Annotated in this window: 6 protein-coding genes; all 6 read left to right on the top strand. The window is 53.6% G+C overall.

What is annotated here, in order from left to right:
* The first annotated feature begins 233 nt into the window (after window positions 1–233).
* The 6 genes from AC3WQH_RS24200 (at window position 234) to AC3WQH_RS24175 (ending at window position 12,627) form a co-directional block, all read left to right on the top strand.
* Window positions 234–680, top strand: a complete 447-nt coding sequence (locus AC3WQH_RS24200) for a DUF4878 domain-containing protein (protein ID WP_005836937.1) — start codon at window positions 234–236, stop codon at window positions 678–680.
* Window positions 681–717: 37 nt separating this feature from the next.
* Complete coding sequence (locus tag AC3WQH_RS24195) at window positions 718–1,146, top strand: hypothetical protein (RefSeq protein ID WP_005836938.1); 429 nt, start codon at window positions 718–720, stop codon at window positions 1,144–1,146.
* A gap of 70 nt (window positions 1,147–1,216) precedes the next feature.
* Entirely contained in the window at window positions 1,217–1,456 is a 240-nt protein-coding gene (locus tag AC3WQH_RS24190; RefSeq protein WP_005836692.1) for a hypothetical protein, read from the top strand.
* 200 nt (window positions 1,457–1,656) lie between these two features.
* Window positions 1,657–1,875 carry a PhzF family phenazine biosynthesis protein gene (locus AC3WQH_RS24185; protein ID WP_242507388.1) on the top strand — a complete coding sequence of 73 codons (219 nt, stop codon included), beginning with the start codon at window positions 1,657–1,659 and terminating at the stop codon, window positions 1,873–1,875.
* A gap of 292 nt (window positions 1,876–2,167) precedes the next feature.
* Complete coding sequence (locus AC3WQH_RS24180) at window positions 2,168–4,399, top strand: S8 family serine peptidase (protein ID WP_492332289.1); 2,232 nt, start codon at window positions 2,168–2,170, stop codon at window positions 4,397–4,399.
* Window positions 4,393–12,627 (top strand): Ig-like domain-containing protein, encoded by an 8,235-nt coding sequence (locus AC3WQH_RS24175; RefSeq protein WP_492332288.1) that lies wholly within the window; start codon window positions 4,393–4,395, stop codon window positions 12,625–12,627. The genes AC3WQH_RS24180 and AC3WQH_RS24175 overlap by 7 nt, the downstream gene beginning before the upstream one ends.
* Window positions 12,628–12,886 lie beyond the last annotated feature (259 nt).

Below are 12,886 nucleotides of genomic sequence, written 5' to 3'. Positions count from 1 at the left end.
CGGCTACCGCAATCTAGAGAGATTCAAGATTCGCATTAGACTGGAGTGTAAACCGGCTACATAACTACGAAAAACTGCGATAGAGGGAGATCAAGCACGTTTTACGGTGAAGAGCTAATATATAGGTAAAATTGAAAATTATGTGAAACTGATATTTCGACAACTTTCTCTATTATACGTTTTTTATAATGTTAGTGAATTTAATAATTTGGGAAAAGGTGGAGATTCAAGTAATGAAGAAAATAACCTTTTTAATTCTTGGTCTTGCTGTGGCGGGAGGAGTAGCTTTTAGCTCGGTGGGGGTTCCTACAAGTCATGCATCGAATGATTTGACAGAGGCAAAGAAAAGTGTAACAGCATTTGTTGAAGCTATGAACAAGCAGAATGTTGATGAAGCAAGCAAATATATTCTGGATACTAGAGATAAGAAACAGGAGAAAGATACTTCGTCTAAGAAAAAACTGCAAAAGCAAATTAAGAAAAACAATCAAAATAAGAAAGTTAAGAAAACAGAGGCTATCAAACTACTTTCTGTAGATAAAATGGCTGATGACACAATCAAGGCTGAATTTCTCATAGCAAATGAGAACAAAGATGTTGAAATCTCACTTCCTGTCGAAAAAGTTGATGGTGAATGGAAACTGATAGTGGATGGGTCTGTTACAGTTGAAAACAAGTAAATTTGATTAACAAAAATTATGAAAGGGTGTATAAAGTATGAAATACGATAAAAAATTTATCGTGACTGCATTGTTTGTAGGGGTATTGGCAATTTCTTCTTCCGCGTACGCAGGAGTAGTAGATTACTGGGAGTTTAATGATTTCCATAATGGCTGGAGCAACGGTGGTTATTTGTATACAGAAGATGCATTTTCAACAGATTCTAATGAGGAAGTAACTATTAAGTTTTGGCAAACTACTGGGGATAGTTCTGCTCCAGCAAAAATTCAGTATGGAGTTGTTGAGGATGTTTGGTATGGATGGGAATTGTATGGAGATACCGAGACATTCACAATGAACAATAGCGCTGGCAGATTACAATCTCACACCTTCTCTGATATTCCCGAAGGTGATGATTATCATATTCGAATGGTGGCTAAAACAGCACGTTACATGGATGGTGGCGGTAATGTAAATATCCCTTAAAAATAGCACCTTATTGTTTTGGAGATTTTTCCATAATCGGTATAATTATATTGGAGGTGAGATAAATACAATGCGTTGGTCATTGCTAGTTCTATTGCAACTTCTTGGTATTTATGTTGCTTACAGAGGTTTCGCGCTATTTACAGAGGAGGTAACAGGAACGGGAATTGCAGTTTCAGAATTTGGTTTCCTGATAACTCCTCCCTACTTCGATGCGATAGGAATTACGCTAATGCTCGCAGGGGTTATCATCATAATGCTACCTTTTGTAATACAAGCTGCTAATAAAAAGAAAAAACATGTAGTGTAAATCACTAGTGTTTTATTCATGTAGCCGAAATACACAGAAGTTTTATCTGAAACGGGCAAGAATGTAAAACTTTGATGCTTTTGGAGCCACACCCGAACAAGAAAATGGGTTTGGCTCTTTTCGTTTGGGAATGTAAATGGGTTTTTAAAAGGGATTCGAGCATATGTGCCACCCGATATAACGGCAAGGAAAAAGACGGAATGTTAGTAACAGGAGCCGCGAACGGCGCGTTGGCAGGTTATCTGGCGCTGGAAAAGCTGCTTCCTGCCGGGGAACAGCATCATTTGGTGGTCGGCCAAGGCCACGCCATCGACCGTCCGGGAACGTTGTACGTGACGGTAGACACGACTGGGCAGGACCCGGTTGTTCGCGTGGCGGGCGCGGCGCACGTGACGATTGCGGGACTTATGCGCGTGTAGGGAAAAGAAAAGCGAGTGGAAAAGACGTTCCTGGGGCCAGGGGCGTTTTTTTTGTTGGAGTTGAGCGCTTTTTTTGAAAAAAGAGGTAAGAAAGCAAATAAAATGATATTGAACCAATTTTAGCAATTCATTATAATTCAATCTGTGTGTTTCTAGGAATATTTTACTATTTTTGTTGCGTTGTTGAAACTGTGGCAGGAAGAGAGGGGGGCTTCCGAACGGGACAGGCTGGCTGACTTGCGAAGCATACGAGCAGGCAAATGAAAACTAAGAAAGATAAGGAGTTACCGGAATGAACCAGAGATTCATCCGTTTTATGAGCGTGTGGCAAGCATTCTTGTTCGTTTCGCTCCTGCTTCTGCAACTGGTTCCCGAGCATGCAGGGGCGAGCGCAAACAGCAAGACGTACTTGATCGGCTTTAAAAACAGCGAGAAGGCCACGGTGAGGGCGATTCAGCGCTCGTCCGTGCAACAGCTCAGTTCAAAGGTGATAGTAGCCAAACTGACGGAAAGCGAGAGGCAGGCGATGGCGCAAGACCAGAACGTCGCCTACATCGAGGAGGACAGTGAAACCGAGCTGGCGGCAACAGACCTGGCACAAACGCAGCAGGTGCCATGGGGCATCGCGCACATCGGAGCGAATGCAGCCCGCAACAAGCAGTACATGGGGAAGAACATCAAGATCGGGATTTTGGATACCGGGATTTCCAGCCATCCAGACCTGGAAGTCAAGGGCGGCGTTTCCTACATCGAGGACGAACCCGGGTACAGCGACCACCATGGACACGGAACGGCAGTGGCAGGCGTAATCGCTGGCAAGGACAACGATTTTGGCATTGTCGGCGTCGCGCCAGAGGCGGACATTTATGCGATCAAGGTGTTGGACAAAAAAGGGCATGGCACGTACTCGGGCATGATTCAAGGGATTGAGTGGGCGATTCAAAACAAGCTGAACATCATCTCGATCAGCGCGGGCGGCTATATCGACAGCCGGGCGTTGCGCGACCAGATCAAAAGGGCCAATGACCACGGGCTGTTGGTCATTGCGGCGGCCGGGAACCGGGGCATCGGCGAAGAAACGGAGCTGTTCCCTGCCCAGTATGCAGAGGTGTTGTCGGTTGGCGCGATTGACCGGGAAAACCAGCGCGCCGATTTTTCCAGCGTCGGAAAAGGACTCGACCTGATGGCGCCTGGCGTCGACATCATGAGCACGTCGCTTGGCGGGGAATATCAGACGCGCTCGGGCACTTCTTTGGCTGCGCCACACGTGGCCGGGGCAGCGGCTGTGATCTGGTCTGAGAAGGGAAAGACTACGAATCGCGAAGTGCGCGAGCTATTGACAGAGAGCGCTACCCCGCTCGGCGAGTCCCGTTTTTACGGAAAAGGGCTGCTCAACCTGGAGGCGGCTTTGGGACAAGAGGAAGAAGCGGATTCCGAGATCGAAGCGCTGCAATCTTCTGTCAGCGAGCTTCCGTTGACACAAGGAGAAAGCCGCCAGTTGAAAGTGACGGCGAAGCGAACAGACGGCACGGTTCAGGACGTGACCGAGCAAGCCAGCTATACGAGCGAGGATGAACAGATCGCCAAGGTCAACCGCTCTGGTCTGGTCAGCGGGATCGGAACAGGCGAAACAAAAGTGATCGCACAATTTGCAGGCAAGACGCTCGAGATTTCCGTCACGGTGCGCGAGGCTGTTCCATTAACGCCACTTGGCGGGCTGGATCGTCCGGAAAACGGCGAACTGGTCAGCTGGCTGTACGAGGGCAAAGGCTGGTATCTTGACCCGGCAGGCGTTGCGCAAATCCGCATTTTGGTGGATGGAGTCCCGGTCGGCGAAGCGCAGTACGGCGATCCGCGACCAGATTTGGAGGCAAAATATCCGGCTTACCAAAATGCGCATGCCGGCTTTCATTTTTCATTGGATACCCGTGAAATGACGCCCGGGGCGCATACGCTTGCGGTCGCCATCGACAATACGCTGGGAGAGCAAACGCTGCTCGAAGGCACGACGTTCTACATTGGCGACAGTCCCGCGGCCGAAGGCTTGCAGGCAGATGTCAAGCGGCTGGAGCTTGCTCCCCGGAAAACGCATCAGTTGCTGATTTCCACCGTTTTGCAAGATCAGACGGTAAAAGATGTAACGGCACTCGCGACATACGCCTCTTCGGATGAAGGGGTTGCCGCGGTCAGCGATACGGGCCTGGTGCAAGCGATCGGGGCGGGAACCGCGACTGTGACCGTTTCCTACGAGGACAAGACGCTGTCCATCCCCGTCCACGTCAAAACAGAAGCAGCGCTGATAGCGCGCTGGGAAGTGGAGAAGCCGGCAGACCAGGCGACAGTAGCAGGCATGACGCTTGTGGAAGGCTGGTACCTCGATCCGGCAGGGGTGCCCAAAATCGCGATAGAGCTGGACGGCGAGCGGTTGGGGGACGCCCGAACCGGACTGGCTCGGCCTGACATTGAAGCTGCGTATCCCGAGTATGAAAATCCGCAAAAATTCAGGAAGGACCACACGTGCTGAAAGTAATAGCAGTCAGCAACGACGGAACCGAGCGCGTACTGGCTGAGCGAACTGTGCTGGTCGAGCGGGAAGAAGCGGCGGCAAGCATTGTGGCGAGCACGAGCAAAATCGAGGTCACCCAAGGCAAGACGCAGCAGTTGGGCATTTCCGCGATGCTTCAAGACCAGCGGGTGAAGGACGTCACGAAAGAAGCGAGCTATACCGTCGAAAATCCCGCCTTGGCGAGCGTATCGCCTACCGGGCTTGTGACGGGGCTGGAACCAGGGCAAACAACGATTACCGTTCACTATCAAACGCATACGCTGGCGATCCCCGTCCAGGTAAAAGCCGCAGCACAATTGGCGCAAGGCGGGATAGACAACCCACAAGACAACGCCACGATCAGCGGCGTCTACCCGGTGACCGGCTGGTTTTTTGCCTCTGGCGGAGTGGCGAACGTCGAGGTGCTGGTGGATGGAGTAGTGGCAGGGGAAGCCACGTACGGCATCGCTCGTCCAGAGGTCGAGATTTCGGATGTCTCCGTCTCCGATCGAGACATCGGCTTCCAATACAGCCTCGATACCGGACGATTGCTGGAAGGAACACATACGATTGCAGTCAGAGGAACAGGCAAGGACGGCAAGCAGACGATGATTGGCACGAGAAGTGTTCAAGTCGTCCAGTTGCTGCCTGCGACAGCGCTCAGTGTGAACGATACGGAACTGCGGCTTCCGCAGGGAAAAACCCGTCAGCTTGCGGTCATGGCCGTCCTAGCCGATCAGAGCAAGCACGATGTCACGAAGCTGGCTTTGTACACGGTGGACAATGCATCAGTGGCGAAGGTCAGCCCAGAGGGCCTGGTAACGGCTGTCGCCCAGGGAACGACGAGCGTGACGATCCGCTACGGAGAGCTGAGCGTCCAGATTCCCGTTACGGTCACGGAATCAGAGCCGTTGCAAGCTACAGGGGAGCTCGAGACGCCCGTAAACGGCGCAATCGTTCAAGGCTCCACTACGGTAGCCGGCTGGTTTTTAACGTCTGCGCCCGTCACCCGCTACGATGTTTTGCTCGATGGGACCGTCATCGGAATAGCAACGCCCGGGATCGCTCGACCAGACATCGCCTTGCTGCACCCGGATTATGAAAACAGCCATGCGGGGTTCAGCTATGCGCTTGACCTGTCCGGGCTGCAAGCGGGCGAGCATACGGTTGCGGTGATCGCCGTCGATCAGGAAGGAAAGCAGCATCCTTTGCCGGAGAAACGCTTCGTGATCGGGCAGACAGCGCCAGCGCTGCGTTTGCAGTACGGGGAGCAGCCTGTCGCCTTGCCGAAAGCTGCGAGCAAAAGCTTAACGATCACGGCCATTCTGGAGGATCAAAGCGCCAGGGAGGTCACAGGTGAAGCGGTGTATGCGCACGAGCATACCGACGTCATTCACGTCAGTCCGCTGGGTGTCGTGACAGGACTCAAAGTCGGCATGGCCAAAGTCGTCGCCAGCTACGGCGGGCAAACGGTCACGATTCCTGTCGTGGTAACCGAGACGGAAGCGGAGTCTCAGCAGGCAAAAGGCCAGTTGGAGCTTCCGTTCGAGCGCGCTGTCATTGGTGGCACGACCACGCTGCAAGGCTGGATACTGGACCCGGCGGGAATCGCCAAAGTGGACGTCCTCGTAGACGGGCAATTCCAGGGCACGGCCGAATACGGAGAGCCGCGTCCCGACATTGCCGCGCTGTATCCGCACTACCGTCAGGCTAACGCAGGATTCCGCTATTTGCTGGACACGCTCAAATTTTCCGAAGGGGCGCACAAAGTAACCGTGCGTGCGACCAATAAAGAGGGCGTGGAGAGCGTTGTTTTGGACAGGGAAGTGACGATTGGCCCCGTTGCCGCGCTGACCGCCAACCTGACCAGCATCGAGCTGGAAAAGGACAAGACGGTCGCCCTGCAACTGACGGAAACGCACCGCGACGGCAGCACGAAGGACGTAACTGCCGAAGCCGTGTATGCGATCCAGGATGCGCTGATCGCCAAAGTCGATTCGTCGGGCCTCGTTACCGCTCTTGCTTCAGGCAACACGACGATGACTGTTTCTTTTGCAGGCATCGTGCTGACGATTCCCGTCCAGGTGAAGGGCGAGGGCGCAAGCACGGGCGGAGCTATCGACACCCCGGCGGACCAGGAAGTGGTGAGCGGGCAGTATAACGTCACCGGCTGGTTCGTGCCAGCGGGCGAACTGGAAAAAGTGGAAGTGTTGCTGGATGGGCAGCTCCTTGGCGAAGCCACCTACGGGCTGGACAGACCAGACGTGCTGCGCACGCATCCGGAGAGCAAGGAACAGAAGCCAGGCTTTGCTTATTTGCTGCAAGCCGATCAGCAGCCAACAGGCGAGCACAAGCTGACCGTGCAGGTCACGGAAAAAGACGGCAAGCAAACGAGCATGGAGAAGGCGATTACCATTGTCGAATCCATTCCCGATGCGTACACGTATTGGCTGCAATTTTCCAATCAGCAAGGGAAAAACAACTGGTCGTACCTGGAGGCAAACGGAGAGCGCTACACCGAGCTAGTCTGGAATGCCGAGACGGAGGAATGGAAAAGCGAACAAGGCGATACAGCAATCGGAAATACATGGCTGAAAGTAGGCGGTTCGGAGCCGGTCATTCGCTGGGAGGCGCCGCGTTCCGGGAAAATTCTCGTCAGCGGCTGGGCTTCGATGATCGACCTGAACGAAGGAGACGGCGTCAACGTCCGCATCCTGAAAAACGACGGGCAAATCTGGCCAGCTTCTGGCTGGCAGTCCATTGAGCACAACGATGAGATCGGCGTGGAGTTTGCGGAGGAACTGGAAGTTGAGGCAGGAGACAAGCTTTCTTTTCAAGTGAACGCCAAAGAAACCGAAGCGGGCGACCTGCTCAAGTGGACGCCGGAAATTCGCTACCTGTCCACCGAGATTCAGGATAACGCGGCTCCCCAGGTGTATTTGACCACCCCGGTAGCCGGAAAAGTTATCAGTGAGGTAAGCGGGGAGGATGTCATTATTTTGTCCGGCCAGGTGCTGGACCCGAATATAAGGGACCAGGTCAGCGTCTGGTACCAAATTGACGACCAGGAAGCGCGCCAGATCGCGTTGTTCACGGCTTCCGAGCAGGCGCACTCGTTTTTGTATCACGTGCCCGTGCAACATTTGAACCCGGACGATTTGTACGCCCTAAAGGTTTGGGCCGTCGACCAGAAAGTGCAAAAATCGCAGGTGGAGAAGCTCGACTTCCGCCTGGACATGCGAGCGCAAGCGAAGGAAAAGGACCCGATCTATATTGATGCCACCTGGAAAACTCCGCGAAATAACGCGGAATTCAGCAAGGGACAAAAAGTGATGTTTACCTGGGAGTATATAAATGCGACTCCCTATAATCGGTACTACGACAAGATTACCGGACAGGAGCTGACCATTTACATCCGGCAATCCGGCATGGTTACGCGCTCGATCAAGGAAAAATTGTCTGCGCAAGCGCGGTCGTATGAATTTGACACTTCTTCGATTGTGAAAAATGCCACGGTGGAAGCGCAACTGCGCACGATCATGGGCGACGTGCCATCGTTCGTGGAAGGTTCCACGACGAAAGTGAATTTCAGCGTGATGACCACAAATCAGCCGCCGATGCTGGAGGAGACGAATCTGGTCACGATTGATGGCGGGCTGACGGGACACATCAACTACACCATCAAGGAAAACGATGTGACCGACGTGATTGTCGCGAAAAAAATTCGCGTCGGATTTACGCCGGGCGGGAATGAGCTGGGCGAAAAAATGGAAGTCGTTCCGGAGAAGGACCAAGTCCGCCGCATCGTGGAGCGCTATCGTTTTCCGATCACCCAGGACATGCTGTTTAAAACGGTTTATTGGACAGCACAGGCACAGGATAACCGCGGGGCGTGGACGGAGTCGGAGGTCAAATCTGCCCGCATGGTAGATGTCCTCCCGAACCTGGTCGTTTTTACGCCTGCCGTCAAGCAAACGATCGACGTGAGCGAGACGTTTACGCTGGAAGGGACCTATACGCGGATGCAGCCAGGAGAGGTTCTCTCTGGAAAAGTCAATCCGATGAACGCCGCTAAAAAAATGACGACGACGAGCACATCCGGACATTGGCTGTTCAGATGGACAGGAGCGGAACTGGGGCAAGACACGTATAAAAACATCGAAGTGAAAAGCAGCAGCGGAAGTGTAGCTTTATATTACGGTGTGCTTACGGTAGAAAAGAAACCGGGCGCTCCGACCATTGTGAACGTAGAAGCTGACGCGACCTCCATCAAAGTTTATTGGAATCCGGTCGCAGGGGCACAAAACTATGGGATCAGACTGGATAACAATTTGAGCAGAACGGTGGAGAGCGGCACCAGCTACACGTTTACCGGGCTTCAACCAAGCAGAGTGTACACGATTACGCTTTGGGCCATTAGCCCGTCCGGCGTCAGCAGCTACAGCAGCTCGATCACGGTGGAGACGAAGCCGGCGGAAGGAAATTTCACGCTGGTGCAGGAGAACAGCCCGATTCGCATGCACTTCCCTGCCAATCAGGCGAAGTATTTCAAGATCGTGGCGAAGACGAGCGGGACTTACCAGTTCACGCTCAATAACGACTCCGGCTCTTTAGCCAATGCCAAAATCTCCGTCTTCCGCAGCGCAACCTTGCAGCCGCAAGACCAAATCGCTGCAGGAGAGAACGGAAGTGTCAGTGCGGCTTTTGTCGCGGGGAAAACGTATTATCTGCAAATCGTTTCCAACAGTTCCCTGTACGCCACGCTTCTGGCCAAAGCAAGCGGTGAAACCATCGCGCTCAACCAGGCCAAGGAGATCACGATTCCGGCGGGGCAATCTGTCGAGTTTTCCATGAATGCAGTCGTTCCCGGAAAGTATCGCATGGTGACCGAGTTGAAAAATCCGACGGGCAAGTACCCGATAGTGACCTTGCTCGCCAACGGAAACGTCGTGACTCCCAAGGAAAAGCCAAGCGCGGCTGAAGTGATCTACGAGCTGGCGACGGGCACCTACACGATCAGGCTGACGAATACAGACAGTGCGCCCGCCAACATCTGGTTTACCGTCTTTGCCCCGTTGGCCGGGGGGACGTTGTACGAATACGTCTACGATCAAAACAACCGCATCACCGCGATCAAGGAAAACGGCGCGGTCAGCGTCAGCTTTACCCACGACGACAATGGAAACATATTGAAAAGCGTGAAGCAAACCGTTGCGCCGCCACCTCGGGCGACCGCCTTGAAGCTTGATCTGGACAAAGTGGACTTGTCATCCGGCGGCTCCAAGTCGATCAAGGTGATGGCGACGTTGGAAAACGGCAGCCAGGTGGATGTAACGGCCCAAGTCGTGTACGTCGTGGAGAATCCTTCTGTGGCCTACATCAGCAATGGCCTTGTTTACGCGGTCAATGGCGGCACGACAAAGGCACAGTTGTACTACGGCGGCCAAACGAAAACACTCACGATCACCGTGCAAGCGCCTGCTGTCCGCTTGTCGTCCATAAGCCTCAGCCCGCAGCAAACCACGCTGACGGCAGGACAAATCCAGCGCGTCTACGCGACCGCTTTTTTCACGGACGGAAGCAGCAAAGACGTAAACAGCGTAGCCAGCTTCCAGACGTCGAACCCGTCTGTGGCACAAGTGAGCAGTCAAGGTGTCATCACGGGAATCGCGCCCGGCACGGCAACCATCACCGCTTCCTACGACGGGAAAAGCGCCTCGGCTCAAGTCGTTGTACAAGGCGCGTATCTTCAGGAGCTGAAAGCAACCCCTGCGCAACTGTCGCTTACGGCAGGAAACAAGGGGCAACTGAACATCGCCGCCACCTATTCCAATGGCGTCGCGGAGAACGTGACGCAGCAAGCAGAGTACACGAGCAATAGCCCTGCGGTTGCCTCCGTCGAGAGCGGCGGAATCGTGACAGCGCGGGCGGAAGGCACGACGCAAATAACGGTCAGGTACGGCGGAAAGAGCACTACGGTTTCGGTCACGGTCTCGGGCAGTTTGGTCACCCTCGTGTCTGTGGGAGTCCACCCGCAAGCGGTCAGCATCAAAAAAGGGGCCACCCAGCAACTGGATGTAAAAGCGACCTACAGCGACAGCAGCGTGACGAATATTACCAATAAAGCCGTGTATCAAAGCGCCCAGCCTGCGATTGCAACAGTTGCGGCCAGCGGGGTAATTACGGGCGTAGCAGTCGGGTCAACAACGGTCACGATCACGTTTGAAGGCAAGACAGTCGCGGTGCCTGTGCAAATCACCGAGGCCCAGGAACCGGTGCAGAGCCTGACCGCAACCCCTGCCAGCCTGAATCTTTTGGCAGGAAAAACGGAAAGCTTGCAAGTGACAGCCACTTACAAAGACGGCAAAACCGCCGATGTAAGCAAACAAGCGGCGTACGTCTCCCAAGATCCGACCGTCGCAACCGTCCAGGCAGACGGACTCGTCACAGCCGTCAAGCCAGGTAACACAAGCATCCAGATTTCGCACGGGGGAGTGAGCACCAGCGTTCCGGTTACAGTCGCAGTCGAAAACGCTCTGGTGGATATCAAGCTCGTACCAGAAGACATTGCGCTGCTGGAAAAAGAGTCAAAACAGCTCGTCGTCAAGGCCGTGTACGCAGACGGAACCGAGACGGACATCACCGACAAAGCGCAGTATGCCGTAGACGACCCGGCGATTGCCACCGTTAGCGCGAGCGGACTGATCTCAGCAGGTAAAGCGGGTAGCGCTACGGTTGTGGTGGAGTTTTCTGGGAAGCAGCGAAGCGTGGTGGTGAAAGTAAGGAAGGAAATAGAAGCGGGCAGCAAGTTGCGTACCCTATCAGCGGGTGGGGGTCACACGCTCATGGTCAAAGAAGACGGAACGGTGTGGGCATGGGGCCAAAATGAGAAGGGCCAACTGGGAGACGGGACAACGCAAAACCGGAGTACGCCAGTGGAAAGCATGTTGGTGATCTCGGCCAAGCAGCTAGCAGCAGCACCAAGCACTGTCCTGTTGCCTCCGTCGCAGAGCAAGCCCTTGAAAGTGACCGCAACCTACGCAAACGGCAGCACCCAGGATGTGACTACGCAGGCCACATATGAAAGCAGTCATCCCGAGATTGCCGCTGTAGATGCTACAGGAGTAGTGACATCGGGAACAAAGGCCGGGACTGCTACGATCACGATTCGCTATTACGATCAGACGATAACCGTTCCGATTCAGGTTGAGGAAGTCTCAACCCGAGCTAAACGCCTGTCAGCAGGTGGAAGCCACACATTGCTGGTCAAAGAAGACGGAACGATGTGGGCATGGGGCCAAAACGAGAAAGGGCAACTGGGAGACGGGACAATGCAGAACCGGAGTACACCAGTGAAAAGCATGCTGGTGATCTCCGCCAAGCAGCTAGCAGCAGCACCAAGCACTGTTCTGTTGCCTCCGTCGCAGAGCAAGCCGTTGAAAGTGACGGCAACCTACGCAAATGGCAGCACCCAGGATGTCACCACACAGGCCACATATGAAAGCAGTCATCCCGAGGTTGCCGCAGTCAATGCCACCGGGGTGATTACCGCAGGAGGAACGCCAGGGACCGCCACGATCACGGTTCGTTATTACGATCAGACGATCACCGTTCCTGTGCAAGTCAAGGAAGTAGCTACTCAAGCTAAACGCCTGTCAGCAGGTGGAGCTCACACATTGCTGGTCAAACAAGACGGAACAGTGTGGGCATGGGGGCAAAACGAGAGAGGCCAACTGGGGGACGGAACGACGCAGAACCGGAGTACACCAGTGAAAAGCATGCTGGTGATCTCGGCCAAGCAGTTGACCGCAGCACCAAGCACTGTCCTGTTGCCTCCGTCGCAAAGCAAGCCGTTGAAAGTGACCGCAACCTACGCAAACGGCAGCACTCAGGATGTGACTACGCAGGCGACATATGAAAGCAGTCATCCCGAGATAGCCGCAGTCAATGCCACCGGGGTGATTACCGCAGGAGGAACGCCAGGGACCGCTACGATCACGGTTCGTTATTACGATCAGACGATCACCGTTCCTGTGCAAGTCAAGGAAGTAGCTACTCAAGCTAAACGCCTGTCAGCAGGTGGAGCTCACACATTGCTGGTCAAACAAGACGGAACAGTGTGGGCATGGGGCCAAAACGAGAAAGGCCAATTAGGCGATGGCACAACGATAAATAGGCCAATTCCTGTTAAAACGAATGGACAATAACATGGAGGGAAACAAAATGAAAAAAAGAAGCACGATTGTAAAAACAGTAACGAATACTTTCCTGACACTGGTGACAATTCTTACCCTGTCACACCCCCCTGCATCTGCAGCAGAAAACGCTGTGAGTAGCGCAGCAGGGTATAGACACTCTCTTGTTTTGAAAGGAGATGGAACGGTCTGGTCTTTTAAGCCCCGAAATTGGATTTGAGTCATACCCCCTTATCTTGTTAAGCTGATATCAGAAGAACAGAGGGGGATA

Source organism: Brevibacillus sp. FW301-21C12A, assembly GCF_058788915.1.
The sequence above is the reverse complement of the archived record's forward strand: the minus strand, read 5'-3'. Positions and strand labels throughout refer to the sequence as shown.